This window comes from Amycolatopsis sp. NPDC114505 (assembly GCF_055633615.1).
In genome coordinates, this window is sequence record NZ_JBVKDV010000001.1 from 3,266,260 (window position 1) to 3,292,453 (window position 26,194).

At 72.5% G+C, this 26,194-nt stretch carries 24 protein-coding genes; 12 read left to right on the plus strand and 12 right to left on the minus strand.

Going from position 1 to position 26,194, the window contains the following annotated elements:
• Positions 1 to 87: 87 nt before the first annotated feature.
• Positions 88 to 1,047: an ArsR/SmtB family transcription factor gene (locus tag ACZ7OU_RS16190; RefSeq protein ID WP_470241155.1), complete on the minus strand. Its 960-nt coding sequence runs from the start codon at positions 1,045 to 1,047 to the stop codon at positions 88 to 90.
• Positions 1,048 to 1,509: 462 nt separating this feature from the next.
• Between ACZ7OU_RS16190 and ACZ7OU_RS16195 the strand changes: the two genes are divergently transcribed.
• From ACZ7OU_RS16195 to ACZ7OU_RS16215, 5 genes are read left to right on the plus strand one after another with little or no spacing between them, the layout of a single operon-like run.
• A complete protein-coding gene (locus tag ACZ7OU_RS16195) occupies positions 1,510 to 3,738 on the plus strand; it encodes a HAMP domain-containing sensor histidine kinase (protein ID WP_470255578.1) in 2,229 nt (742 codons plus the stop codon).
• A complete protein-coding gene (locus ACZ7OU_RS16200) occupies positions 3,738 to 4,178 on the plus strand; it encodes a roadblock/LC7 domain-containing protein (RefSeq protein ID WP_470241153.1) in 441 nt (146 codons plus the stop codon). Before ACZ7OU_RS16195 ends, ACZ7OU_RS16200 begins: the two co-directional genes overlap by 1 nt.
• Entirely contained in the window at positions 4,175 to 4,552 is a 378-nt protein-coding gene (locus ACZ7OU_RS16205; RefSeq protein ID WP_470241152.1) for a DUF742 domain-containing protein, read from the plus strand. Before ACZ7OU_RS16200 ends, ACZ7OU_RS16205 begins: the two co-directional genes overlap by 4 nt.
• The gene (locus ACZ7OU_RS16210; RefSeq protein WP_470255579.1) at positions 4,533 to 5,120 is read left to right on the plus strand and encodes a GTP-binding protein; all 588 of its coding nucleotides are present in this window, start codon (positions 4,533 to 4,535) and stop codon (positions 5,118 to 5,120) included. Before ACZ7OU_RS16205 ends, ACZ7OU_RS16210 begins: the two co-directional genes overlap by 20 nt.
• Positions 5,121 to 5,139: 19 nt before the next feature.
• Positions 5,140 to 5,898: an MHYT domain-containing protein gene (locus ACZ7OU_RS16215; protein ID WP_470242382.1), complete on the plus strand. Its 759-nt coding sequence runs from the start codon at positions 5,140 to 5,142 to the stop codon at positions 5,896 to 5,898.
• Positions 5,899 to 5,907: 9 nt separating this feature from the next.
• On the opposite strand, the gene ACZ7OU_RS16220 is transcribed toward ACZ7OU_RS16215, so the two are convergent.
• Both ACZ7OU_RS16220 and ACZ7OU_RS16225 read right to left on the minus strand, forming a co-directional pair.
• Positions 5,908 to 6,525, minus strand: coding sequence for a PaaI family thioesterase (locus ACZ7OU_RS16220; protein WP_470255580.1), 618 nt, complete (start codon positions 6,523 to 6,525; stop codon positions 5,908 to 5,910).
• A 30-nt stretch (positions 6,526 to 6,555) separates the two neighbouring features.
• A complete protein-coding gene (locus tag ACZ7OU_RS16225; protein ID WP_470255581.1) occupies positions 6,556 to 7,317 on the minus strand; it encodes an SDR family NAD(P)-dependent oxidoreductase in 762 nt (253 codons plus the stop codon).
• 66 nt (positions 7,318 to 7,383) lie between these two features.
• Between ACZ7OU_RS16225 and ACZ7OU_RS16230 the strand changes: the two genes are divergently transcribed.
• Positions 7,384 to 7,914 (plus strand): hypothetical protein, encoded by a 531-nt coding sequence (locus tag ACZ7OU_RS16230; RefSeq protein WP_470241148.1) that lies wholly within the window; start codon positions 7,384 to 7,386, stop codon positions 7,912 to 7,914.
• Between the two features lie 47 nt (positions 7,915 to 7,961).
• Positions 7,962 to 8,504: a ferritin gene (locus tag ACZ7OU_RS16235; protein ID WP_470255582.1), complete on the plus strand. Its 543-nt coding sequence runs from the start codon at positions 7,962 to 7,964 to the stop codon at positions 8,502 to 8,504.
• A 3-nt stretch (positions 8,505 to 8,507) separates the two neighbouring features.
• Here the strand turns inward: ACZ7OU_RS16235 and ACZ7OU_RS16240 are convergent, their stop codons facing one another.
• From ACZ7OU_RS16240 to ACZ7OU_RS16265, 6 genes are all read right to left on the minus strand, one after another.
• Positions 8,508 to 8,786, minus strand: a complete 279-nt coding sequence (locus ACZ7OU_RS16240; RefSeq protein ID WP_470255583.1) for a hypothetical protein — start codon at positions 8,784 to 8,786, stop codon at positions 8,508 to 8,510.
• 80 nt (positions 8,787 to 8,866) lie between these two features.
• The gene (locus ACZ7OU_RS16245) at positions 8,867 to 10,987 is read right to left on the minus strand and encodes an alpha/beta hydrolase family protein (RefSeq protein WP_470255584.1); all 2,121 of its coding nucleotides are present in this window, start codon (positions 10,985 to 10,987) and stop codon (positions 8,867 to 8,869) included.
• Complete coding sequence (locus tag ACZ7OU_RS16250; protein WP_470255585.1) at positions 10,984 to 12,093, minus strand: alpha/beta hydrolase family protein; 1,110 nt, start codon at positions 12,091 to 12,093, stop codon at positions 10,984 to 10,986. The genes ACZ7OU_RS16245 and ACZ7OU_RS16250 overlap by 4 nt, the downstream gene beginning before the upstream one ends.
• Positions 12,094 to 12,112: 19 nt before the next feature.
• Complete coding sequence (locus tag ACZ7OU_RS16255; RefSeq protein ID WP_470255586.1) at positions 12,113 to 13,093, minus strand: transporter; 981 nt, start codon at positions 13,091 to 13,093, stop codon at positions 12,113 to 12,115.
• Complete coding sequence (locus ACZ7OU_RS16260; protein WP_470255587.1) at positions 13,090 to 13,971, minus strand: ABC transporter ATP-binding protein; 882 nt, start codon at positions 13,969 to 13,971, stop codon at positions 13,090 to 13,092. The genes ACZ7OU_RS16255 and ACZ7OU_RS16260 overlap by 4 nt, the downstream gene beginning before the upstream one ends.
• Entirely contained in the window at positions 13,968 to 14,363 is a 396-nt protein-coding gene (locus ACZ7OU_RS16265; RefSeq protein WP_470241141.1) for a GntR family transcriptional regulator, read from the minus strand. The genes ACZ7OU_RS16260 and ACZ7OU_RS16265 overlap by 4 nt, the downstream gene beginning before the upstream one ends.
• Before the next feature lie 195 nt (positions 14,364 to 14,558).
• Here ACZ7OU_RS16265 and ACZ7OU_RS16270 point away from each other — a divergent pair, with 195 nt between their 5' ends.
• A complete protein-coding gene (locus ACZ7OU_RS16270; RefSeq protein WP_470255588.1) occupies positions 14,559 to 16,064 on the plus strand; it encodes an alpha/beta hydrolase in 1,506 nt (501 codons plus the stop codon).
• A 42-nt stretch (positions 16,065 to 16,106) separates the two neighbouring features.
• Here the strand turns inward: ACZ7OU_RS16270 and ACZ7OU_RS16275 are convergent, their stop codons facing one another.
• Positions 16,107 to 17,270 carry a glycosyltransferase gene (locus tag ACZ7OU_RS16275; RefSeq protein WP_470255589.1) on the minus strand — a complete coding sequence of 388 codons (1,164 nt, stop codon included), beginning with the start codon at positions 17,268 to 17,270 and terminating at the stop codon, positions 16,107 to 16,109.
• A 76-nt stretch (positions 17,271 to 17,346) separates the two neighbouring features.
• Positions 17,347 to 18,690, minus strand: coding sequence for an NAD(P)/FAD-dependent oxidoreductase (locus ACZ7OU_RS16280; RefSeq protein WP_470255590.1), 1,344 nt, complete (start codon positions 18,688 to 18,690; stop codon positions 17,347 to 17,349).
• 176 nt (positions 18,691 to 18,866) lie between these two features.
• Between ACZ7OU_RS16280 and ACZ7OU_RS16285 the strand changes: the two genes are divergently transcribed.
• Positions 18,867 to 19,424, plus strand: a complete 558-nt coding sequence (locus ACZ7OU_RS16285; protein WP_470255591.1) for a GNAT family N-acetyltransferase — start codon at positions 18,867 to 18,869, stop codon at positions 19,422 to 19,424.
• A gap of 4 nt (positions 19,425 to 19,428) precedes the next feature.
• On the opposite strand, the gene ACZ7OU_RS16290 is transcribed toward ACZ7OU_RS16285, so the two are convergent.
• Complete coding sequence (locus ACZ7OU_RS16290; RefSeq protein ID WP_470255592.1) at positions 19,429 to 19,920, minus strand: MarR family winged helix-turn-helix transcriptional regulator; 492 nt, start codon at positions 19,918 to 19,920, stop codon at positions 19,429 to 19,431.
• A gap of 173 nt (positions 19,921 to 20,093) precedes the next feature.
• Between ACZ7OU_RS16290 and ACZ7OU_RS16295 the strand changes: the two genes are divergently transcribed.
• From ACZ7OU_RS16295 to ACZ7OU_RS16305, 3 genes are all read left to right on the plus strand, one after another.
• Entirely contained in the window at positions 20,094 to 20,768 is a 675-nt protein-coding gene (locus tag ACZ7OU_RS16295) for a hypothetical protein (RefSeq protein WP_470255593.1), read from the plus strand.
• 421 nt (positions 20,769 to 21,189) lie between these two features.
• On the plus strand, positions 21,190 to 22,740 hold the full coding sequence (locus tag ACZ7OU_RS16300; protein WP_470255594.1) for a DNA polymerase Y family protein: 1,551 nt from the start codon (positions 21,190 to 21,192) through the stop codon (positions 22,738 to 22,740).
• Positions 22,741 to 22,875: 135 nt separating this feature from the next.
• Positions 22,876 to 26,184, plus strand: a complete 3,309-nt coding sequence (locus ACZ7OU_RS16305; protein WP_470255595.1) for an error-prone DNA polymerase — start codon at positions 22,876 to 22,878, stop codon at positions 26,182 to 26,184.
• The last annotated feature ends 10 nt before the right edge of the window (positions 26,185 to 26,194 follow it).

Genomic DNA, 26,194 nt, shown 5'->3' on the forward strand with positions numbered 1-26,194 from the left:
GTTCGCGTTGGCGGGTGGGTCGCGCAAGCCCTGGTCCGGAACGTCGCGAATGACTCATTCACGGCGTTCGGCCAGGTACGACGGGGTTCAGCTGGCCCGGATGACGCCCAGCCCCAGCGGCGTGATCTCGTGGATCTGCGACTTCCCCGACCGCGCGCTGGTGATCAGCCCGCTGGACCGCAGCACCGACGCGTGCTGGCTGGCCGTCGCCAGGGACACGCCCGTCAGCTCGGCCAGCTCGCTCGTGTTGCACGGCGTGATCGCGACCGTCACCAGCACCCGCGCCCGCGTGCGGCCGAGCAGGGCCGCCAGGGAGGGGCCCGGCTCCGCGTCGCTGTCGAAGCGGGGGTGGCTGATCGCGTAGACCAGCACCGGCTGGAGGCCCGGGTCCTTGTACGTCGTCGGCATGCCGTGCGCGAAGAACGCCGGGACCAGGCGCAGGCCGCGGCCGTCGAGGTGGAGCTCCTGCTCGATCGGGAAGCGCACCTGCAGCACCGGGGGTGACCACGTGATGTCCGGGTGCACCGTCGAGAGCAGCAGCTGCGGCCCGCCGCGGTCGAGGCTCGACTGCAGCCGGCGGCGGTCGCGGGCGACCGAGCGGCGGATCGTCGCCCAGTCCGGGGCGATGCACTGGCGGTAGTAGTCGTGCAGGGCCGTGCCGAGCCGGTGCAGCTCACGGGCCTCGCCGCCGGCCAGCCGGCGCAGCCACGGCGCCACGCGCGTGCCCTGCGCCGCCAGCTCGGCGACGTCGGTGGCCAGGGTCGTCGAGGACGTTTCGAGCACCGCCGAGACGCCGTCGCCGATCGTGGTGTGCCCGGCCGGGGTGAGGAAGTCCGGGCAGTACCCGTACGGCGGGACCGCGGACATCAGCAGCCGGCCGGACTCCGGGACCGCGGAGCGTGACCCCCGGCGCCACCGGCCGAAGAACGGCTCGCCCTCCGGACGCCGGATCCGGTAGCTGCTCATGAGCAGCTCCCACATCGGGTCGGCGTCCTCGGCGATGGTCAGCTTCGCCAGGTCCGCGTCCGTGAAGTGAATCTTGAGCATCGACGTACCGCCCTTTCCCGGGCGAGAATAGCCGCTGGTGACGCGCGGTCACGCCGCACTGTGACCTGGCACCTTTCGTGCAGGTGCGAAACCTCCGTTGTCCGGTTGACGCCGCTCGCGTGCCACTGGCACGTTCATGCCCGCACGGCCGCCGACGAAGTCGCGTGCCGGGTGCGGACCGGCTGGGGGTCGGTCCGGCCACGAGTCCTCAGTGGACAGTGGTCGGCGGCGCGGTCGGAGATTCACGGAACCGCGGGGAATCCGGGCGGTCCGCTCACCCTCCGCGAAGGCGAAATGCCACGCTGTGGAAGTTCACCCTGTGTAGCTGGTGCGTACGGGGGAAACGGCCGGTGTTCCTTGACAGCGCCGCCGTCGCCGGGGTTATGTCTCCGTTCTGAATTCCGTGGAAGAAATCCAGGAAATCGTTCTCGGGCCACCGGTACGAATCGAGCCACGCCACCGATGAAAGAAGATGAACCGCTGCGCCGTCGTTCCACCGCGTCGTGGAATCCCGGCACCTGGCGGCTGCGCACCAAGATCTCCGTCGTGTTGTTGCTGCCCGTCCTGGTCGCGTTGCTGCTGGCCGGTGGACGCGTGCAGGCCGAGCTCGACCAGGCGGGCGCGCTCAGCGGGGTGCGCGACCAAATGCCGGTCGTGCAAGGGATCGCCGAGCTCACCGGGCTCGTCGACGACGAGATGATCCACGACGGCGGGGCCGCGCAGACCGCCGCGGTCGACGCGAAAGCCGCCGTGATCCGGCACGACGCCGAATTCGCGCGGCTGAGCCCGGAGATTTCGCGGACACTGGAAGATCAATTGGGAAAATTGGCCGGTCTGCGCCAGCAGGACGGTTCCGCCGGTGGGAAAGCTCCCGCCTACCACGACTTCGTCGGCTCCCTCAGCGAAGTGATCCCCCGTATCGTCGGCCAGGCCGGGAATGTCGATCTCGACGCCGCGGCCGATATCACGAAAGCGTTGACGCAGCTGAGAGCGACGCTCGCCGGGCAGGAGGTCCCGGGTGGCCGATCGGCGGACGCGCTCGCCGCCGCCGTCGCCGAAGAGTCGGTGCTCACCGGGCAGATCCGCCGGGCGTTGCCCACCGGTGCGGTGGCCGCGCGGTTCGCCGCCGCCACCATCCCCGGCGCCGGCGGGCCCGCGGCCAAGCGCGCGGCGCTCGGCATCATCCTGACCGACCAGGCGAAAACGCTTTCGGACGCGGTCGGCGCGCGGACCGACCGCGCCCGGTCCGACGCGCTGCGCGACACCGCGCTGGTGCTCGCCACGCTGCTGGGCGCCCTCGCCATCGCGCTCGCCGTGGCCCGCTCGGTGCTCGCCCCGATCCGGCGGCTGCACGCGGCCGCGGTCGACACCGCGCGCCGCCGGCTGCCGGGCACCATCGAGCGGATCCGGGAGGGCGAGGACGTCGACTGGCAGGCGACCGAGCGGCTCCCCGTCGACTCCGAGGAGGAGATCGGCCAGCTGGCCCGCGCCTTCGACGACATGCACCGGCAGGCGGTGCGGCTGGCCGTCGGCGAGCAGGCCGAGATGCGGATCCAGGTCAGCGAGATGTTCATGACGCTGTCGCGGCGCAGCCAGTCGCTGGTGGAGCTGCAGCTGTCGGTGATCGAGGACCTCGAAGCCGACGAGCAGGACCCGCAGCGGCTGGCCGAGCTCTTCCAGATCGACCACATCGCCACCCGGCTGCGGCGCAACGGCGAGAACCTGCAGGTCCTCGCGGGCGGGCGGCCGGTGCGCCGGGACATCGGGCCGGTCGCGACGGTCGAGCTGCTGCGGGCCGCGACGTCGGAGGTCAAGGACTACCAGCGGATCACGCTCGGCAACGCGCCCCGCGGGTCGGTGCAGTCCGAGGCCGCGGCCGACGTCGTGCACATCCTCGCCGAGCTGCTGGAGAACGCGATCCGGTCGTCCCCGCCGGACGAGCAGGTCGTGCTGACCGCCGACCGCGGGTTCGACGGCGGCGTGCTGATCGAGGTCGTCGACGTCGGCCTCGGCATGACCCGCGAGGACCTCGAAGCGGCGAACGCCCGGCTCGCCGCCGGTGCCTCGGTGAGCCCGGAGACCACCCGCCGGATGGGCCTGTTCGTGGTGAGCAGGCTCGCCGCCTCGCACGGGATCACCGTGCGGCTGCGGCCCACGACGACCCGGACCGCGAGCGCCGGTATCACCGCCAGCGTGCACGTCCCGGGCGTGCTGATCCTGGTCGACCTGCCGGCGCGGCCCGGGCTGCCGGGGCTGCCGGAACGCCCGCCGGCGGTCAACGGCGCGGCCCGGCCCGAGTCGGAACCGCGGTGGCCCGCCGAAGAGCCCGCCGCCGTCGCGGCGGACTCGCCGATGCCGACGCCGATCTTCGACCAGATGCTGTCGCACTGGTTCGCCGACGACCGCGCGAAACCGGCGCGTCCCGCCGACTGGGCGACACCGGCCGACGACGTCCGCCAGGCCGCCGAAGCCGCGGTCGGCTCGCCGGACGACCTCGAGCTCACCGAGTGGGGCCTGCCGACCCGGAACCCCGGTGCGCAGCTCGTCCCCGGCTCGGTCGCCCCTCGGCAACCGCAGCCGGCCGACCCGTCGTTCCGGGACCCGGCCGCGGTGCGGAACAACCTTTCCCGGCACTACAGCGGCATGCGCGCGGCCCGCCACCGGGTCGCGACCGACCCGAAGGGCCAGTGATGAGCACGAGCGCGCGGCAGGAAGGAGCGGAAGTGACCGACCAGTCCCGGAACTGGCTGGTGTCGGCGTTCACGCAGGAGGTGCCCGGCGTCGCGCACGCCGCGCTCGTCTCGGCGGACGGCCTGCTCGTGGCGTCGAACGACTCGATGCCGCGCGACCGGGCGGACCAGCTCTCGGCCATCGCGTCCGGCCTCTCGAGCCTCGCGCTCGGCACGGCCGACCTGTTCACCGCGGGCCGGGTCGTGCAGTCGGTTATCGAGATGGAGCAGGGCTTCCTGATGCTGATGAACGTCGGGGACGGGTCGAACCTGGTGGTGCTGGCCAACCCCGGCTGCGACATCGGCCTGGTCGGCTACGAGATGACGCTGCTCGTGGACCGGTTCGGGAAGATGGTCGAGACACCCGCGCGGCCAGCGGCCGCTCCGGGAGCGAGCCGGTGACGGAAGGCCGGCGACGCGAGGGCGGGCGGCACGCGGCGTCACTGGCCCGCCCCTACGCGTGGACCGCCGGCCGCACCCGGCCGAAGGTCGACATGGCGGTGGAAGCCCTCGTCGAAACGACGGCGGCGGGGCGGACGGCGCCCTTCAGCCCGACCAACCCCCTGGCCGCGGTGACGCAGCTGTGCCTGCACCAGCGCTCGGTGGCGGAGGTCGCGGTGCACCTGGGCGTGCCGCTGGGCGTGGCCCGGGTGCTCATCGGCGACCTGCTGGTCGCCGGCCAGGTGTCCATCCGCGACACGCTCCCCGCGGACGCCTCCTTCGACGAACGCAACGAACTGCTCGAAAGGGTCCTCAGTGGACTACGCGCACTCTGACAGGCGGATCACCTCGGCCAAGATCGTCGTGGCCGGCGGGTTCGGCGCCGGCAAGACGACCTTCGTCGGGGCCGTCTCCGAGATCGACCCGCTGCGCACCGAGGCCGTCATGACGGCCGCGGCCGTCGGCGTCGACCGGACCGAAGCGGTGCCGGGGAAGTTCTCCACGACGGTGGCGATGGACTTCGGCCGGCTCACCCTCGCCGACGACCTGATCCTCTACGTGTTCGGCACGCCGGGCCAGCACCGGTTCTGGTTCATGTGGGACGACCTCGTCTGCGGCGCGGTGGCGGCGATCGTCCTGGTCGACACCCGCCGGCTCGCGGACTCCTTCGCGTCGATCGACTTCTTCGAGTCGCGCGGGGTGCCGTTCCTGGTGGCCGTCAACCAGTTCCAGGACACCCGCCAGCACCCGCCGGAGCAGGTGCGCGAAGCCCTCAAGGTCCCGGCGGAGGTCCAGGTGGTCACCTGCGACGCGCGTTCGCCGGAGTCGACGAAAGAGACCCTCATCGCCGCGGCGGAGTACGCACTCGCCGCGTTGCACGCGCCGCGGCAGCGGCAAGCCTGACAGGAGCACGGAAATGACCATGGACCACGACGACTTCGCGATGGGCCACTGGCTCGTCGTGCTCGCGTACCTGACCTCGGTGGTGGGCTGCGCGCTCGGGCTCGCCTGCACGCTGCAGGCGCGGACCACGGACAACGCGCGCACCCGGCTGACCTGGCTCGCGCTCGCGGCGGTGTCGATCGGCGGGGTCGGCATCTGGGTCATGCACTTCATCGCGATGCTCGGGTTTTCGACGCCGGGGCTGCCGGTGCGCTACGACATCCTGCGCACGGCGCTGTCGGCGGTCCTGTCGGTGGCGGCGGTGTTCTGCGGGCTGCTGGTGTTCGGCGTCCGCAACCGGTTCGCCTGGAAGCGGCTGCTGCTCGGCGGGCTGCTGACCGGGCTCGCCGTGAACGTCATGCACTACACCGGGATGTGGGCGGTCCAGATCAAGGGGACGATCGGCTACGACCCGACGCTGGTGGTGCTGTCGGTGGTGATCGCGGTGGTCGCGGCGACGGCGGCGCTGTGGTTCACGGTCGGGCTGGACAAGCTCCTGCCCCGGCTGGTGGCGGGCCTGGTGATGGCGGCGGCGGTGACGGGCATGCACTACACGGGCATGGCGGCGGTCCGGCTGCACCTGGACCCGGCGGCACCGGACCCGTCGGGCGCGGAGGTGTTCTCGTTCCTGTTCCCGGTGTTCGTGCTGGCGGCGCTGGCGATGGCGGTGCCGATCTGCGCGGTGCTGATGGCGTCGTCGAGCTCGGAGTCGCCCCGGCACACGACGCTGGTGCCGTGAGGTCGTGACTCAGTCCTGGACCGGTACCGGGAACCGATCGGCGCTGAAGTGGACGAGGATGGCCTTGGCCGTCGCGCAGATCTCGGCGCCCGCCCGGAGGGTGCCGGTGGCGTGCAGCTTGCGCCCGTCCCGGCGCTCGAGCCGTCCCTCCGCGACCAGCGGCACACCGTACGGCGTGCCGCGGAGGTAGTCGATCGTCAGCGACGCCGTCATCCCGGGGTAGCCGGCCGCGGCGGTGGCCCGGCCGAGCACGTGGTCCAGGACCGCCGCCACCCAGCCGCCGTGCACGCGGCCGGGCGGTCCTTCGTGCGCCGCGCCGAGGAGGACCTCCGCGCGGACCTCGTCGTGCCCGACGTACGTCCACGACAACGGTGGCGCCAGCGGGTTCCCGGGTCCTTCCAGGGGGTTGTTGACGCTGAGGTGCCCGCCGCCCTCGAGCGCCGCCAGCAGCAACGGCGGTGCGCCGCCGGTCGCCCGCAGCGCGGCGGTGACCGCCTCGACCCGGCTCGCGGCGGCGGCCAGGTCGGCGTCGTCGCCCGCGCACACGGAAGCGTCGATCAGCTCGCGGATCCGGGACCCGAGCAGCGCCCGCCCGGGCGGCACGCCGTCGACGATCGGGAAGGTCATCGCGCCCCCAAAACTAGAACGTGTTCCACGTTACCAGGTCGGCCGCGCCGTGACCCCGCCGTCGACGACCAGGTCGTGCCCGGTGATCCAGGAAGCCAGCGGGGAAGCCAGGAAGACGCACGCGTCGCCGACGTCGGCCGGCGTGCCCAGCCGGCCCAGCGGGGCGGCGCGCCGCCACCGCTCGACGCCTTCGGGCCAGTCCCGCTCCAGCCCCGGACGCGAGATCAGGCCGGGCGACACCGTGTTGACGCGGATCCCGCGCGGCCCGTACTCCAGCGCGGCACCGCGGGCGTGCATCACCAGCGCCGCCTTGGCCGCGCTGTAGTGGACGTGCCCGGGCGCGGGCTGCCGGGCCTCGATCGACGCGATGTGCGTGACGCTGCCGCCGTCGCCGAGCAGCCGGCTTGCCGCCTGGGTGCAGGAGAACGCGCTGGTCAGCGTGCTGTCCAGCATCGACTGCCAGCCTTGCGCCGTCAGGTCCGCGAGGGGTTCGACCGGCTGGACGCCGGCGTTGTTGACGAGCGCGTCGAGCCGCCCGCCCCAGTCCGCGACGGCTTCCAGCAGGGCGTGACAAGCGGTGTCGTCGGTCAGGTCGGCGGCGAACGCCCGGGCCCGCCCGCCCGCGGCTTCGATCGCCGCGACGACGTCGTCGCCCGCGCCGGGACGGCGGTGGTGCACGGCCACCGCGCTGCCCGTTTCGGCGAACCGCAGCGCGATCCCGCGGCCGATCGTGCCGCTCGCACCGGTGACGCAGGTGACCGTGCCGGAAAGATCGAGAAGGCGGCTCGGCACCCGCCGATCGTAGCCGGGCCTCGATCGGCGGGCGTTTTCGGCGGATTTCGCGAGTATCGTGCCCGCATGATCTCGCCGGTGCCGACCGCTCTCGTCCCCGCCGCACCGGCTTCGGCCTCCGTGCCCTGGTGGGGCGTTCCCGTGATCGCGGGCAGCTTCCTGCTCGCGGGCGCGGTGCTCGCGTTCGTCGCGATCGCGGTGAGCGACCGCCGGAAGCTGAACCGGGAGGACCGCCGCCGGTGGGACCGGGAGATCCGCGACACCTACCTCGAGATCACCCGGCACCTCGCCCGGATCACCGCCTTCCGGTACCAGGTGCTCACCGACGAGGACGAGCGCCGCCTGCGCTACCAGGCCGGCGCCTACGCGCTCGCGGGCATGCGGGAGCAGGTCGCGATGCTGGAGGTGATCGGGACGCCGGCGTTGATCTCCAAGGCTCACGAGCTGGAAGATCGCTGCGGCGTGGTCGTTTCGCTGTGGCACGAGCTGATCAACCCCGGAAAACCCGAGTACCGGGCCCTGCACACCGCCCGGAACGAGTTCCTGGACGCGGTGAAGGACAGCATCCGGGTGGAGCAGTACCAGCCCCGCGCTTGACGCGTGTGACGGGTGCGCGGGGCAGCCCGGCGCCGTACTTTGTGGGCATGGCCGACACCCAGCGTTCGAAGTTCTCCGAGCTCCTGCGGGAGCAGATCCGGCACGAGTTCACCGCCGCGCAGCAGTACGTCGCCCTCGCCGTCTGGTTCGACGCGCGGGATCTGCCGAGGCTGGCGAAACGCTTCTACCGGCAGTCGATCGAGGAACGCAACCACGCGCTGGCGATGGTCCGGTACCTGCTCGACCGGAGCCAGCCGGTGGCGATCCCGGGCAGCGGCGACGTCCGGAACGACTTCTCGAGCGCGCACGAGGCGATCGAGCTGGCGCTGGCGCAGGAACGGGCCGTGACCGCCGACATCGAGGCGATGGCGAAGGCCGCGCGGCTGGAGGAGGACTACCTCGGCGAACAGTTCATGGCCTGGTTCCTCAAGGAGCAGGTGGAGGAGGTGGCCCAGATGTCCACGCTGCTCACGGTCGTCGAGCGCGCCGCGGACAACCTCTTCGAGGTCGAGAACCACCTGTACCGCGAGGCGGCCACGGTCGTCGAGGAGGCGCCGGACATGCCACCGGTCGCCGGCGGCAAGCTCTGACGGCTACATGAAGGTGGTCAGCCAGGTCGCCGGCCAGAACGTCTGGCTCAGCACGATCGCGAGCAGCCCCAGCGTCGCGACCGCGACGGCGAGGACGGCGGTGCCCAGCAGGACGGAGAGCAGCGACTCCTGACCCGGCGTGGAGTGCCGCTGCTGGGCGGCGAACACGAGACCGCCCAGCAGGGAGAACACCGCTGTCACGGCGCCCAGCGCGAGCGCGGCCGCGGCCGTGCGGGTCAGTCCCCGGCCGGGGCCCGGGGCCGCGGCGGGGCGGCGGGCCACCGAGGCGGTGCGGCGGGTTGTGGCCGATCCACGAGAAAGCGGAAGCGGCACACCCCCAACGAGTGCCGCTTCCGCCGTTTTCAGTGGCAGAACGAGACTTCCGGATACTCCGGCTCGTCGAGCACCGGCCGTGCCTCGCCCCGCAGGTGCTGGTCGAAGAACGCGTTCACGTACGCCCGCGTGATCTCCTGGGTGCGCAGAGCCGTGGTCGTCGCGCCGATGTCGACGCCGAACTCTTCCCCCACCAAGCCCACGTCGGTGAACGACGCGTGCTGCGTGCCCGCCACCTCGAGCCAGCGCCGCCAGCCGGTCAGCTGGGCCCAGTCCCGCTCCCACGGCTCGTTCCCCGGCGCGCAGGCCGTCGCCGCGTTCTGGTGGCTCATGAACATGAACGGCCTGGACAACCCGGGCGGGGTCAGCGGAACCTCCGTGCGGCCGTCGATGTCGATGCCGGCCAGGACGCGCGGGTCCGCGACCATCGTGGGCAGCGTGCTCGCCCCGCCCATGGAGTGGCCGGCCATGCCGATCCGGGACGCGTCGATCAGCGGCGCCCACTTCTTCGAGCGGGTCAGGGAGTCCAGCACGAACGACACGTCGGCGGCCCGGCCGAGCTCCAGCTTCGTCCAGAACGCGGAGTCGTGCGGCACCTCGCACGACGCGCAGCCCGCGAACCGCCCGTCGGGGAAGCTCTGGCCGGCGTTCTCGTACGTGTGGCCGACCACCGCGACGGCGTACCCGTGGCTCGCCAGGTCCTCGGCCAGCGCGCTGAGCGTGGCGCGGGGTTTCGTGTAGCCGGGCGAAAGCACCACCAGCGGCAGGTGGGTCCCGGCCGGGCGGGCGTCGGCCACCGAGTTGGTCACCAGCCGGGTGAGCAGGTCCGGCGGCACGTCCAGGCCGCTGCCGGTGAGCAGCGCCGCCGACTCGGCCGCGGTCAGGTACCGCGTCTTCGGCCCGTGCGGGGATTCCGCCGGGTAGAAGAGCGACACCATCAGCTCCCGGTAGGGCACCGACGGCACCCACGGGTCCGGCCGCGAGGTGTCCTTCAGGTACACCTGCGCGCTGCCCACCGGGTGGTTCCCGGTCGGCGCGGGCAGGTAGGGCGTCGACGTCATGGCGAAGCTGACCTCCGGGTAGCGCGACGACGGCTGGTCGAGCAGGGGCTGGGCCCGGCCCTCCAGGTGCTCTTCGAAGAATGCCCGAACGTAGGCCGCCGTGACGGCCTGTCCGCGCGCCGCCGGCGTCGTCGCGCCGAAGTCCAGGCCGAGCTGCTCGCCCACCAGGCCGATGTCGGTGAACGACGGGTGCGCCATGCCCGCGACGACCAGCCAGCGCTTCCACCCCGTCAGCTGCGCCCAGTCCCGTTGCCAGGTACCGGATTCCTGGCCGGTGCCGGGCGTGTACATGTTCGCCCGGCCCAGGAACAGGAACGGCCGGTCGAGCCCGGGCGCGAGCAGCGGGTCGTCCGTCGTGCCGTCGATGTCGATCCCGGCCTTGATCCGCGGGTCGGCCACCATCGCGCCGAGCGCGCTCGCGCCGCCGACCGAGTGCCCGGCCATGCCGATCCGGGCCGGGTCGATCAGCGACGCCCACTTCGAGTGCGTCAGCGAGTCCAGCACGAACGACACGTCCGCCGCGCGCCCGCGTTGCAGCTTCTTCCAGAACGCGTCGTCGTAGTTGCCGCAGGCCGCACAGCCGGTGACGTGGCCGTCGGGGAACGTCGTGGCGACGTTCTCGTAGGTGTGGTCGACCACGACGACCGCGGTGCCGTGGCTCGCCAGGTCTTCGGCCAGCGACGTCAGCTCGGCGCGTGGCCGCTTGAACCCGGGCGAGAGGACGACCAGCGGCAGGTGGTGCCCGGCCGGCCGGGCGTCGACCGCGGCGTCGGTGCGGACGGTGGTCATGACCGAAGCCGGGATGCCGGTGATGCCGGCCTCGTCGAACACCGCCTGCGCCTCGGCCTCGGTCATGAACTGCTTCTTCGGCCCCTGCGCGGAAACCGCCGGGTAGAAGAGCGACACCATCAGTTCCCGGTAGGGCACCGTCGCGACCCACGGGTCGGGGCGCGAGGTGTCCTTCAGGTAGAGCGAGGTGGTGCCGACCGGCCGGTCGCCGGTCGGCGCGGCCAGCGACAGCGCCGGTGACGCCGACGCCGGCACGGGCAGTGCCAGCGTCAGCGCGGTCACCATCAGGAGGATCTTCATCCGATGAACGTCACTTCCGGGTAGGCGGGCGACGGCGCGGCCAGCAGCGGCTGTGGACGGCAGCGCAGGTTCAGGTCGAAGAAAGCGCCTACGTAGTTCCGCGTGATCGTCAGGGCCCGGTAGGCGTCGATGGACGCGCCGATGTCGACCCCCAGCTGGTCGGCGAGCACGCCGAGGTCGGTGAACGAGCTGTGCACCGTGCCGGACACCATGAGCCAGCGCTTCCACCCGGTGAGGTGCGTCCAGTTCGTTTCCCAGTCGTCGTAAGGACCCTGCTGGCCCGGGACGTAGTTGTCCATGCTGCCCAGGAACAGGAACGGCCGGGACAGCCCGGACGCCGGGAGCGGGACGTGGATGCTCCCGTCGATGTCCGCCCCGGCGCGGATGCGCGGGTCGGCCAGCATCGCCTGCGTCGTGATCGCGCCGCCCGCCGAGTGGCCGGTCATGCCGATGCGCTGCGGGTCGATCAGCGCGCCCCACTTGGGTGAGCGCAGCAGCGAGTCGAGCACGAACGACGTGTCCTTCGAGCGCACCTGGGCCAGTTTCTCCCAGAACCCGGGCTGGTCGTCGACCTCGCAGGCTTCGCAGCCGGTGACGTGCCCGTCGGGGAACGTCGTGGCGCGGTTCTCGTGGGCGTGGTCGATCGCCGCGACGGCGTAACCGCGGCTGGCGAGGTCCTCGGCCAGCGCGGTGAGCGTGGCGCGCGGCTGTGTCCAGCCGGGCGACAGCACGACCAGCGGCAGGCCGTGCCACCGCCCGGCCGGTTTCGCGTCGACGACGGCGTTCGTCCGGACGGTGCTCAGGACGTCCAGGGGCAGCCCCGGGATGTTCTCCCGTTCGAGGTTGCGCTCGGACTCGAGCGGCGTCATGTACTGCTTCTTCGGCCCGTTCGCCGAGGTCGCCGGGTAGAAGACGGAGACCATCAGCTCCCGGTAGGGCACCGTAGCCACCCATGGGTCGGGGCGCGAAGTGTCCTTGAGGGACAGTGAAGTGACACCGACGGGCTCGTGGCCGGTCGGACGGGGCAGGTAGGGCGTCGTGGCCGCCGAAGCGGGCGACGCGGTCAGCGTGAGGGTCAAAGCGGTGGCTACCGCGAGAGTGCGCATGATTCCCCCAGGAATCGGTTCAGGACAGGTGACGGACGCGGCGGAAGGAGAACCAGGTGAGCAGGGCGGTCATCGCGAGGAAGAGCGCGAGTTCGAGCCACTGCAGCGGCCAGAACCGCGAACCCGGCTGGTAGGTCAGGCGCTGCTGGTAGCCGTGGGCGCCCAGCTGCCCCATGCACTGTTCGACGTTGCCGCGGTCCGGCACCGGGCCGCCCGGCCTCGGCAGGCAGTTCCGCACGAAGTCCGGCAGCGGGGAGGCCAGGTTCCCGGCCGGGTCGATCGTTTCGTTCGCCAGCACCCACGCGCCGGCCGGGTTCCGCACGCCGATCTCCTGCACACCGGATTCGTTGCCGGTGATGTTCGTGATGTTGTCGCCGACGATGGCGACCGTCATCGTCTGCGGCGGCAACAGGTACGGGCGCACGAAGTTCGGCACCACGAGCAGCACGGCGGCGAGCACGACGAGCGTGACGGCCATGGCGGCCACCGTCCGCTTCAGCAGCATCCCGACCGCGACACCGAGCGCGAGCGCGAAGGCCGCGTACCCGATCGGGACGATGCCGCGCGCGCCGAACACCACCGGCGCGATGCGCGAGAACATCTCGCGGTCGGTCTGCTGCGCCGCGAGCGCGTCGATCGGGCTCGCCCACCACGACACCGCGACGCTCAGCAGGCCACCGGCGACCATCGCGGCGAGCAGGCCGAACCCGAGCTTGGTGGCGAGCCACCGCTTGCGCGTGACGGTCTGGTTCCACACCAGGCTGTGCGTGCCGCTCTCCAGCTCGCGCGTGATCATCGGGACGCCCCAGAAGACGCCGATCACCGCGGGCAGCAGGTAGAGCACCAGGATCGTCCCGCCGAACATCGCGTCCTGGTCGGAGAAGTTCGTGCGCCCGACCAGCTCCGGCCCGGTGATCGCGAGCACGACGCCGATCAGGACCAGCGCGGCGGACACGGACAGCACGGGCAGGCGGAACTGGCGCCAGGTCAGCCAGGTCATCGCAAGACCTCCAGGGCGGGGCGGGCGGCGGCGGGGTTGCTCATGTACTCGAGGACGAGGTCTTCGAGGCCGATCTGCGCGACCGTCCACGCGGGGTCGAGGATCGGTGCCTCGGTGCGGACGAGCACGGTGGTCTGGCGGTCGGTGTGCTTCGCGGAGACGACGTGCTGCTCCGCCGGCAGCGAGTCGACCTCGCGGCGCGGCCCGGAGAGCCGGTGGTGCGTGGAAAGCAGCTCGTCGACGTCGCCGATCACCCGGACCTGGGAGTCCACCAGCACGACGAGGTGGTCGCAGACCCGTTCCAGGTCGTTGACCAGGTGCGAGGACATCACGACGGACAGCCCGTGCTCGGCGACGGCTTCCATCAGGTCCTGCAGGAACTCCCGGCGCGCCAACGGATCCAGTGCGGCGACCGGCTCGTCGAGCAGCAGCAGCTCGGGGCGCTTGGCGATGCCGAGGGTGAGCGCGAGCTGCGCGCGCTGGCCGCCGGACAGCTTGCCGGCGTGCTGCTTCGGGTCGAGCCCGAGGCGTTCGATCCGCTTCTCGGCGAGGGTGGTGTCCCAGCGCGGGTTGAGATGCGCGCCGAGCCGCAGGTGCTCTTCGATGCTCAGCCCGGTGTAGACGGGCGTGCTCTGTGCGACGTAACCGACCTTCGCCAGCTGGTCCGGGCCACTGCCGGGCACGCCACCGCACACCTCGATGGTGCCGCTCGTCGGCTCCAGCATGCCGGACGCGATGTTCAGCAGGGTGGACTTGCCGGCGCCGTTGGGACCGACGAGCCCGGTCACGTGACCGGCCTCGATTTCGAGGGTGCAGCCGGTCAACGCCCACTTGCGCTTGTACTTCTTGCCCAGTCCCTGGGCACGCAGGACGGTCACGCTATGTCCTCTCTGGCGGAGTCGCGAAACGTGGACATCAGCAGGGCCTCGATGCTCTCTTCGTCGAGGCCGGCCTTGCGGGCCTTCCCCAGCCAGCGGCGCAGGTCCTGCCGCAGCGGTGCGAGCGCGGCGAAGGAGGCACCGCCGTTGAGCGTCGCGGTGACGAAGGTGCCGACCCCGGGCCGGGCCGAGACGAGGCCGTCGTGCTCCAGCTCCCGGTAGGCCTTGAGCACGGTGTTGGGGTTGATCGCCAGGTCGGCGACCACGTCCTTGACCTTCGGGAGCTGGTCTCCCTTGTCGAGCAGGCCCAGCCGCAGCGCGTGCCGCACCTGCTGGACCAGCTGCTGGTACGGCGACAGGCCCGAGCGGGCGTCGAGGTGGAACTCGATCATCGGCAACTCCATTTAACTAGGTGACTAGCACTATAGCTAAGGAGTGGAAGTCGGCGCCAGGGGTTCTTCCGGGAACCTCCTCCGGCCGGATCGCGAATGGCTCGTGGAACCTCGGCGGGCGCCCCGCGTCTGTGGAGGTGATCGTTTCCTTCGACGAAAGGGTTCTTCGTGCGTCGTTTTCCTGGGGGAGGCATCGTGCGCGGCGTGGTCGTCGCGCTCGGCGTCTCGGTGGCCGTCGCGGCCGGACCGGCGGTGGCTTCGGCCTCCGTCGACAGCGTTCCCACTCCGAACCTGAGCTGGACCGGCTGTGAAGACGGCTTCCAGTGCGCCACCGCCGCGGTGCCGCTCGACTACGATCGGCCGTCCGGCGCGAAGATCGACCTCGCGCTCATCAAGCTGCCCGCCACCGATCCCGCGCACAGGATCGGCACGCTGTTCGTCAACTTCGGCGGCCCGGGCGCGTCCGGCCTGCAACGCCTGCGGGAGCGCGGGAAGTGGCCGTGGCTGTTCTCCGACCAGCTGCGCGCGCGGTTCGACGTCGTCTCGTGGGATCCGCGCGGGATCGGCAACAGCACCGCCGTCCGGTGCTTCGACACCCTCGCCGAGCAGGAGTCCTTCTTCGGCTCGTTCCCGGAGATGCCGGGCGACCCGAGCGGCAACGCGGCCTTCTACGCCAAGTCGAAGGAGCTGGCCGATCGCTGTGCGGCCAAGGCGGGCCCGATCCTCGACCACGTCTCGACGGCCGACACCGCGCGGGACCTCGAACTACTGCGCCGCGCGGTCGGCGACGCGAAGCTGACCTACCACGGCATTTCCTACGGGACCCAGCTCGGCGCCACCTACGCGAACCTGTTCCCGAACCGGATCCGCGCCATGGTGTTCGACGGCACCATGGACTTCACCGGCAACTCCACCGGGCACGACGGCAGCGGTCGCAGCGTCCCGCTGGACACCCGCCAGGACGTCGCCACCGGCATCTCGCAGACGTTCGACCAGTTCCTGCGCCTGTGCACCGAAGCCGGTCCGAAGTGCGCGTTCTCCTCGGGCGACCCGAAGGCGAAATGGGCTTCGATCACCGCCCGGGCCAAGCAGTCGCCGATCACCTCGGACGGCGAAACCTGGACGTACTCCGGGATCATCAACGCGGCGGCGGACCTGTCCGACTCGCGGGGCTGGCCGGACATCGCGTCGCTGCTGCAACGCCTGTACGACGCTCCTCGCACGGCCGTCGCGTTCAAGGCGGGCGAGCCGTACACGTCCAACCGCACCGAGGCCTTCAACGCGATCCAGTGCGGTGACAGCGATGTGCCGACCGACCCGGCGGTCTACAGCCGGTACGCCGAGTCCGAGGACCAGCGCGTCCCGTACTTCGGCCGGATCGCGGTGCTGGACATGATGAGCTGCGCGTTCTGGAAGGGGACGGCCGCGGACCGCTACACCGGCCCGTGGAACCGTCCGACGTCGGCGGAGATCCTGGTGCTGAACAACCGCTACGACCCGTCGACGCCGCTGGCCGGCGCTCGCGACGGCGCGGCGGAACTGGCGCGTGCCAGGGTGTTCGTCACCGAGGGGTACGGGCACTCGTCGATGTACGTGCCGAGCACGTGCACCGAGCAGGTGAAGCGGGACTACCTGATCGCCGGGACGTTCCCGGCCGCGGGCAAGACCTGCGCGATCGACGCGAGCCCGTTCGCGGGCTGAGGCCGGGCGGGCCTCGCCGGGAGCTCCGGCGAGGCCCGTCGCTCAGACCAGCTCGACGAGCCGGTTCGCGGCCGTCGTCGCGCCGTCGGTGCGGATGTCCACGCGGCCTTCCGCGGCGAGTGCCTTGGCCAGCGCGGCGGACAGCGACTCGGCGGTCGGCACCGGGTCCGGATGGGCCGCGCCGATCCCCAGCTCGGCCACGCGGCTCGCCCAGTAGGGCTGGTCCGCGATCCGCGGCACCACCACCTGGGGCGCGCCGGCCCGGGCGGCCGTCGTGGTGGTGCCCGCGCCGCCGTGGTGCACGACCGCCGCCACCCGGCCGAAGAGCGCCTGGTGGTTGACCTCGCCGACGACGAAGCAGTCCTCGGCGTCGTCGACCGCCGTCAGGCCGGCCCAGCCGCTGCCCAGGACGACCCGGCGCCCGTGCGCGCGGATCGCCTCGGTCGCGATCCGCGCGATGCCCTCCGGCGCGTACGCGGCCATGCTGCCGAAGCCGACGTACACCGGCGGCTCGCCGTCATCGAGGAACTTCGCCAGATCGTCCGGGAGCGGCCGGTCGTCGGGCAGGATCCACGCGCCCGTCTGCCGCACGTCCAGGTCCGTCGGGCACAGCACCGGATCCGCGGCCAGCCACGGCCGATCGGTGAAGACGTGGTCGCGGACGTTCTCCACCGGCGGCAGGCCGAGCGCCGCCCGGTGCCGGTGGAGCGCGGGGCCGTACAAGGCGTTGACGCGCTCGGCGTCGTGGCGCCACAGCACCCGGTTGTCGGTCTCGCCCGCCGGGGACGGCGTGCCCGGCCGCATCCCCGGCGGGAAGTGCGGCGACGGCAGCCCGTGCAGGTGGTAACACGCGTACACGTACGGGATCCCGGCCCGCTCGGCGACGTCCCGCGCGCCGGCGGGCAGCAACCCCTGTGCCACTACCACGTCACAGTCCTTCGCCACCGCGGTGAGCGTGTCGAACCGCGCGGTGACCAGTTCGTCGGCGAGCGCGAACGGGTCCGGCCGCTCGCGGGTCACCACCGAGCGCACCGACGGGCCCAGCGGCACGTGCGCCACCCCGGCGCGCTCCAGCAGCGTCACGAAATCCTCGTCCGGTGGCGCGCAGACCACCGAGTCCACGCCGAGCCCGCACAGGGCCACCGCCAGCCCCGCCAACGGCTCGACGTCCCCGCGCGATCCCCACGTCGTCAGCAAAACACGCATGCGTTCCCCCTGTTGTCGCTGGTTGCGCGGCCATTGTGGGGGACGACCCCGGCCTTGCGGCAAGCCCCGGGGTCGGCTATACCTTGAAGGGGGCGGGGAGTTCTTCCCCAGTCCATTCCGGACGGTCACCGCCGCTGACGAACGCGTCGCGCGGGTGCTGCACCGAAGCCAGCGACAGGATGTCCCGCCCGAACAGCGCGGCGGTCAGCCACACCGCGAGCACGCGGACCTTGCGTTCCCAGCTCGGCACCGCCAGCACGTGGTAGCCGCGGTGCATGAGCCACGCGGGCAGGCCGGTGATCACCAGGCGCCGGTACTGGAAGATGCCGCGCCCGAGGCCGAGCGTCGCGATGGCGCCGAGGCCGTGGTGGACGTACGGCTTCGGCTCGCGGCCGCGCAGCGTCGCGATGATGTTGCGGGCCAGCAGTTTTCCCTGCCGGTAGGCGTGCTGGGCGTTGGGCACCGTGCGCGCGCCCGGGACCGGCGAGGCGAGGTCGGGCACCGCGGCGTCGTCACCGGCGGCCCAGGCGTCGGCCACGCCCTCAACCCGCAGGTCCGGCCGCACGACGACCAGGCCGCGCTCGTCGACGGGCAGGTCGGTGTGCTTGCCGATGACGGGGTTGGCGCCGTTGCCCGCCGTCCAGACGATCAGCTCCGAGTCGAACTCCTCGCCCGTCGAAAGCGTCACGTGCCCACCGGTCGCCGACGTCACCAGCGTGTCCAGGTGGACGCGCGCGCCGCGGCGTTCCAGCTCGCGCACGACCCAGCGGCCCGGCCGGTCGGTGACCTCGGGCAGGATGCGGCCCGACGCCTCGACGAGGTGGAACCGCAGCTCGTCGCGGTGCAGTTCCGGGTAGCGCTTGAGCAGCGCCGTCGCGAGCGACAGCAGTTCGCCGAAGCCCTCGACGCCCGAGAAGCTACCGCCGACGAAGGTGACGGTGAGCAGCTTCCGGCGTCGCGGGCCGTCGGGCAGCACGGCGGCGCGGTCGAACGAGGTCAGCAGCCGGTCGCGGATCGCGACGGCCTCCTCGACGTGCTTGAGCCCGATCGCCTGCTCGGCGACCCCGGGCACGGGCAGCTTCCGCGTGACGGCCCCGGCGGTGACGACGACGAGGTCGTAGCCGAGCTCGAAGGCGTCGCCGTCGGTGGGCCGCACGGTGACGACGCGGTGCGCGTGGTCGATGGCGGTGACGGTCCCGGCGACGACCCGGGTGCGGCGCAGGTGCCGCCTGAGCGACACGGCGGCGTGCCGCGCTTCGACCGCCCCGGCGACGACCTCGGGCAGGAACGGCTGGTAGGTCAGGTAGGGCCGCGGGTCGACGAGGGTGACCTCGGCTTCGTGCTGGCGAAGCTTCTTCTCGAGCTTCCAGGCGGCGTAGAACCCGGCGTAACCACCACCGACGATCAGGATCCGGCGCATCTCGTCCTCTTTTCTCGCTTCACCACTTGGACGAGGTGGTGGGGGAGGACGTGACAGGGATCCGCGTCACAGCGAGGACGCGTTCGCGGCGGTGCCCTCGTCATCTCGGCCGGGCCGTCAAGCCGCGCTGGAGTGGCGGGGTTCACGACGCGGCCCGCTTGCGGCAGGATCGCCGGGTGACCTACACCACGCGGTCCCTGGACGCCTCGACGTGGGACGCGTTCGCGGAGCTGGCCGAGCGCAACAACGGCGTCTTCGGTGGCTGCTGGTGCCTCGGGTTCCACCCGGAGGGCAAGCTGCGTGGGCCGGCTCGCCGTGAGCTCAAGCAGGAGCGGGTCCGGACCGGGGGCGCGCACGCGGCGCTCGTGTTCGACGACGACGGCGTCGCGCAGGGCTGGTGCCAGTACGGGAGCCCGGACGAGCTGCCCCGCATCAAGCACCGGCGCGAGTACGACAAGGCCGCGCCGCAACGTCCGGACTGGCGGATCACGTGCTTCTTCGTCGACCGGAAACACCGGCGCGCCGGGGTCGCCCGCGCGGCGCTGGACGGGGCGTTGACGCAGATCGGCGCGGCCGGCGGCGGGCTCGTCGAGGCGATCTCCGAGGTGACGACCGGCCGGGACGCGCCGGGCCGGTTCCTGTTCAGCGCGACCGTCGAGCTGTTCGAGGAGTCCGGGTTCACCCGCGTGCGGCAGGTCGGCACGCACGCGTGGGTCGTGAGCCGCGTGGTCTGAGCCGTCAGCCCCAGATGTCTTCGGGTGCCGCGGCGGCGGGCGGTTCCCCGCCGGCTTCGGCGAACGCGGTGAGCGCGCCGACGAGTCCCTGCCGGCTCTCCTCCGGCATCCGCGCGACGATCTTGGCGATCTCCTTGCGCCGCCGGGTCGTCACCTGCCGGACGATCCGGCCACCCTCGCGGGTGATCTCCAGCACGATCTCGCGCCGGGACACGGGACTGTGCCGCCGGTCGACCAGCCCGCCGGCGACCAGCCGGTCGACCATGCGGCTGGCGGTGGACGGCGTGACCCCGAGGTGCTCGGCGAGCGTCGCGTGCTTGAGCGGCCCGCGCGTGTGCAGCACGACGAGGAGCCGGAACTGCGGCAGGGTCAGACTGTCTTCGGCCGCGGCGATCGACCGGACGGACACCGCCACCAGCAGCCGCGACGCGGTGAGGACCGCGTCGGTCAGCGTGTCGACGCCCGCGGCGTCGATGCCCGGGTTCGTGCGGGTCATGCGGTCCAGTGTGCCGGAGCGGCCATGCCCCGCCGGGGTGACCCCCGGCTTGACAGCGGGCCGCCCGTCTCGCACTATGCGAACAAGTGTTCGATGACTTTCTCCAGGGTGCGCCCGCGGCTTCCGCGGCGGGTGTCTCCGGTGCGAGTACGTGGTGCTGGAGGTGAGCGGTGGTGGCGGTGCCGGAGGCGCTGGCCGGGCTCACGGCGATCCCGGGAGTCCGCACGGCGACGGATTCGCCGTCGTCGGAGGTGTTGACGGTGCTGCCACCCCTGGCGAGGCTGCTGCCGGGCGGCGGGTTGCGCCGTGGCACCACGATCGCACTGGGCGGCGCGACCTCGCTGGTCCCGGCCCTGCTGGCAGCGGCAACCCGCGACGGTTCCTGGGCGGCGGTGACGGCATTGCCGGAACTGGGCCTGGCCGCGGCGGCGGAGCTGGGCGTCGCCCTGGAACGGCTGGCGCTGGTACCCCATCCCGGAGCGGAGCTGACGGGTGTGTTGTCGGCACTGGTGGACGGGTTCGACCTGGTGGTGCTCGGACCGGTCGCGGTCCAGCCCCAGCTCGCACGTAGGTTGGCGGGCCGGGTCCGCAGCAGGGGAACGGTGTTGCTGACGCTGGGTTCGTGGCCGGGAGCGGACTTGGAGCTGCGCGTGTCCGGACGTCGTTGGCACGGACTGACGCAGGACGGGTACGGGCACCTGCGAGCCCGCGAGGTAGTGGCGACGAGCCGCGGCCGAGGGGCAGCGGTCCGCCCGTTGTCGGTGCGGCTGCAGCTGCCTGGGCCGGGCGGGAGTTTGGCGGCGGGGGAGCCACCGGAGCGGCGGCGCTTGGCCGAGGTGGCCGGGTGAGTTGTGGTGCGTGGGTTGGGTTCCGCGGGCCGGGACGCGTTGCCGGGCTTGCGCAATGACTGGCCGGCGGGGGTTGTTCACGCTGGCCGGGATGCGCTGCGAGGCTTGCGCGATGACTGGCCGGCGGCGGTTGTTCGCATCGGCCGGGTCTGTGCGATGAGCGGGGAGCCAGGGTGCGAGCCGGCCGGGTGTTTTGCCGCGGCCGCACGGTGAATCGCACGAGTTGCGGTGCCAGCCCGGGGATGTGTGGCCGGGCGGGCGTTCTGTGGTCGCGCGGTGGTCGGTGGGCTGCGTTGTGTGGCCGAGCGGGTGCCCCGTGGTCGCGCGTTGAGCGTCGGCGCGCCGTTGTCCTTGGCCGCCGGGGGTTCTGCCGCGGTCGTGCGATGAACCACTTCTACGCGCCGCCGTTCCCCTCCGCGGGATGAGCTCTTCGCCACGGCTGCTCGTGCTGTGGTGCCCGGACTGGCCGGTCGTCGCCGCCGGGGCCGCCTCCGGGACTCCGCCGACCGCCCCCTCTGCCGTCTTCTCCGCCAACCGCGTCGTCGCCTGCTCCGCCGAAGCTCGCCGCAGCGGGGTCGGGCGCGGGATGCGGCGGCGCGACGCCCAGTCCCGGTGCCCGGAACTCGTTGTGCACCAACACGACCCGGACCGCGATGCCCGGCTCTTCGAACCCGTCGCCGCCGCTGTCGAAGCGCAGGCCGTCGGGGTCGAGGTTGTGCGGCCCGGCATCGTCGCCGTGCCCGTCGCCGGTGCCGCCGGGTACTTCGGTGGCGAAGAAGCCCTCGCCGAACTGCTCGTCGACGAGGTCGCGGCCCGGGCCGGAGTCGAGTGCCAGGTCGGGATCGCCGACGGCCTCTTCGCCGCGACCCTCGCCGCCCGCCGCTCGGCCCTCGTCCCGCCCGGTGGCACCCAAGCCTTCCTCGCGCCCCTTTCGATCACCGAGCTGGACCAGCCGGGCGACGACCGCGGTGAGCTCGTCGGCCTGCTGCGCCGCCTCGGCCTGCGTACCCTCGGGGCCTTCGCCGCGCTGGCCGAACGCGACGTCGCCGGCCGCTTCACCAAGGACGCCATCACCGCCCACCGCCTCGCCCGCGGCCTCGCCGAACGCCCGCCGCTGCGGCGCGCCCTCCCGCCGGACCTGACCGTCACCGAAGAGTTCGACGAGCCCCTCAGACGAATCGACGAAGCCGCGTTCGTCGCGAAAACCCTCGGCGAACGCTTCTTCGCCGGCCTCGCGAACCACGGCCTCGCCTGCACCCGCCTGGCCATCGTCGCGGTCACCGAAGCCGGCGAAGAGCGCGTACGCGTCTGGCGCTGCGCCGAACCCCTGACCGCCCGCGCGACGGCCGACCGCGTGCGCTGGCAGTGCGAAGGCTGGCTCACCGCCCGCGACCGGCCCACCGCCGGGATCGTCCGGCTGCGCCTCGACCCCGAAGAGGTCGTCGGCGGGCAGGCGCTGCAGCTGCAGCTCGGCTCGCTGGGCCGCGACGCCGACGCCGCCGAACGCGCCGGCCGCGCCCTCGTGCGCATCCAGGGCCTGCTCGGGCCCGACGCCGTCTTCACGCCGTTGCTCGACGGCGGCCGCGGCCCGGCCGAGCGCGTCCGCCTGGTTCCGTGGGGCGAGCCGCGGCGCCCGGTGACCGAGGACCGGCCGTGGCCGGGACGCCTGCCCGCACCGTCGCCGGCCTGGGTGCCGCCCCGGTCCCCGGCGGCTTCGGTGCTCGACGCCGTCGGCGACGCGGTCCGCTGCACCGAGCGCGGCGAGCTCAGCTACCCGCCGGCCACGGTCTCGATCGGCGACGGCCCGGTGAGAAGGGTCCTCGGTTCGGCGGGGCCGTGGGTGGTGCGCGGCGCGCGCCCGACGGCGCGGGTGCAGGTGGTGCTGGAAGGTGAGAACGACGACCTCGCGCTGCTGCTCGAAGCCACCGTCGGCGTTGATCCACAGTGGACAGTTGAGGGCGTCTACGACTAGTCCTTTGTGACCGATGCGACTCCCGAGTTGACACCGGGCGCTCCCCGGCTCAGGATCGACCCACAGTACTCGCACGTGTGTTCGAACGGTAGTCGCTGGCTTCCCCACAGCGAACTCCTTGTGGGGAGCGGAATCTTGGCGTTCAACAACCCGAACGTGCCGTGGTCCGAAGTGGAGCGGATCGCCTCCGGGCGACCGCCCGTCCCGGGCGACGGCAACGATGCCCCGGCGTGGTCGCGCAAACGCGAAGGGTACGCCGGGGCGCCCGAAGACCTGCGCTCCCGCAAGAGCCGGGACGACGGCGGTGACCGGATCCGTGCTCCCTACGCCGAGCTGCACGTCCACTCCAACTTCAGCTTCCTCGACGGTGCGAGCCACCCCGAGCGGCTCGTCGAGGAGGCCGCGCGGCTCGAGCTCGACGCCCTCGTCCTCACCGACCACGACGGCATGTACGGCGCCGTCCGGTTCAACGACGCCGCGCGGGAGCTCGGCGTGCGCGTCGGGTTCGGGGCCGAGCTCTCGCTCGACCTGCCCGCGCCGCAGGCCGGCGAGCCGGACCCGGAAGGGTCGCACCTGCTCGTGCTCGCCCGGCAGCAGGAGGGCTACCACCGGCTCTGCAAGGTCATCTCCCGCGCGCAGCTCGCGGGCGGCGAGAAGGGCAGGCCCGTCTACGACCTCGAGGAGCTGGTCGACGAGCTGGCCGGGCACGTCGTCGTGCTCACCGGGTGCCGCAAGGGGCCGGTCCGGCGGGCGCTCGCCGAGCACGGGCCCGCCGCCGCGCGGGCCGAGCTGGGCCGGCTCGCCGACTGGTTCGGGCCCCGGCACGTCGCCGTCGAGCTGATCGACCACCGCCAGCCCCTCGACGACACGGCCAACGACCACCTCGCCGGGATGGCGAAGGACCTGCGGCTGCCGACCGTCGTCTCGAACAACGCGCACTACGCGCGCCCGGAAGACGCCGTCGTGGCCGACATGGTCGCCGCCGTCCGGGCCCGCCGGTCGGCCGAGGAGCTGGAAGGCTGGCGGCCGCCGTCGGGGCAGGCGTTCCTGCGGTCCGGGATGGAGCAGCGCCGCCGCTTCGAACGCCGCTACCCGGGCGCGGTCGGGCGCGCCGCCGTCCTCGGCGTCGAGGTCGCGTTCGACCTGAAGCTCGTCGCCCCCGACCTCCCGCCGTTCCCGGTGCCGGCCGGGCACGACGAGATGTCGTTCCTGCGCGAGCTGACCTGGCGCGGCGCGGCGGAGCGCTACGGGCCGCGGGAGGACAACCCGAAGGCCTACGCCCAGCTCGACCACGAGCTCGGCGTCATCGGGAAACTCGGCTTCCCCGGCTACTTCCTCGTGGTGTGGGACATCGTCCGGTTCTGCAAGGAATCCGACATCCTCTGCCAGGGCCGTGGTTCCGCGGCGAACTCCGCCGTCTGCTACGCACTGGGAATCTGCCACGCCGACCCGGTGAAGTGGAACCTGCTGTTCGAACGCTTTCTCGCCCCGGAGCGCGACGGGCCACCGGACATCGACATCGACATCGAGTCCGGCCGCCGCGAGGAGGCCATCCAGTACGTCTTCGAGAAGCACGGCCGCTTCCACGCCGCGCAGGTCGCCAACGTCGTCACCTACCGGGCGCCGTCCGCGATCCGCGACGCCGCGAAGGCCCTCGGCCACAGCCCCGGGCAGCAGGACGCCTACAGCAAGCTCGTCGACCGCTGGGGAGGCACCCGACAGCACACGGCCGGCGACATCCCCGCCGACGTCCTCGACCTCGCCGCCCGGATCGAGGACTTCCCGCGTCACCTCGGCATCCATTCCGGCGGCATGGTGATCTCGAAACAGCCGGTGTCCGAAGTGGTCCCGGTCGAATGGGCGACGATGAAGGATCGCAGCATCCTGCAGTGGGACAAGGACGACTGCGCCACCGTCGGCCTGGTCAAGTTCGACCTGCTCGGCCTCGGCATGCTGTCGGCACTGCACTACACGATCGACCTCGTCGCCGAGCACCACGGGTCCACTGTGGACATGGGGGAGCTCGACCTCGCCGACCCGAACGTCTACGACATGCTCTGCGAGGCCGACGCCGTCGGAGTGTTCCAAGTGGAGTCCCGCGCGCAGCTCGCGACGTTGCCGCGGTTGCGGCCGCGGAAGTTCTACGACCTGGTCATCGAAGTCGCGCTGATCCGCCCCGGCCCGATCCAGGGCGGTTCGGTGCACCCGTACATCCGGCGCCGCCGCGGGGAAGAGCAGTGGCAGCACGCGCACCCGCTGCTGGCGTCCAGTTTGGACCGGACGCTCGGGGTGCCGCTGTTCCAGGAGCAGGTGATGCAGATGGCCGTCGACGTCGCTTCGTTCACCGGCGCCGAGGCCGATCAGCTGCGCCGCGCCATGGGCGCCAAGCGGTCCAGCGCGAAGATGAAGGCGCTGATGGCGCGGTTCTTCGCCGGCTGCGAAGCCAACGGCCTCGACCGCGAGCTGGCGACGCGGATCTTCGAGCAGATCCACGCCTTTTCCGGCTACGGCTTCCCCGAGGCGCACTCGATGTCGTTCGCGCTGCTGGTGTACGCGAGCGCGTGGTTCAAGCGCTACTACCCGGCCGCGTTCTGCGCGGGGCTGCTGCGCGCGCAGCCGATGGGCTTCTACAGCCCGCAGTCGCTGGTCGCCGACGCGCGCCGGCACGGCGTCCGCGTCCGGGAGCCGGACATCAACGCCAGCCTCGCGCACGCCACCCTCGAACCCGACGCCGGGAGCACCGGCGGTGTCGCGCTCCGCCTGGGCCTCGCCGGCGTCCGGCACCTCGGCGACGACACCGCGGCGTCGATCGTCGCCGAGCGTGACGCGAGCGGCCCGTACGCCGGGGCCGGCGACCTCACCCGGCGTGTCCGGCTGAAGAAGAACGCCGTCGAAGCCCTGGCCACGGCCGGCGCGTTCGGCGGCGACCGGCGGCAGGACCTCTGGGCCGCGGGCGCCGCGGCGGCCACCCGGCCCGGGCACCTGCCGGGTCTGGCCCCGGGCCTCGACGCGCCCGCGCTGCCGGGCATGACGCGGCTGGAGGTGACGGCCGCGGACCTGTGGGCCACCGGCGTCTCCCCGGACAGCCACCCCGTCGAGTACCTGCGCGCGCTGCTCACCGCGCGCGGCGCGCTCACCACGGCCGAGCTCGCGCGGGTCGAGGACGGGACGCGGGTGTGGGTCGGCGGCGCGGTGACGCACCGGCAGCGCCCGGCCACCGCCGGCGGGATCACGTTCCTCAACCTCGAGGACGAGACCGGCATGGCCAACGTCCTCGTCTCGCCCGGCCTGTGGCAGCGGCAGCGCCTGGTCGCCCGCACCAGCTCGGCGCTGCTCATCCGCGGGCAGGTGCAGGCCGCGGAGGGCGTCGTCACGCTCGTCGCCGACCGCCTCGAACGCCTCGATCTGTCGATGCGGGCCGGGCCGTCCCGGGACTTTCGTTGACTTCCGGGCC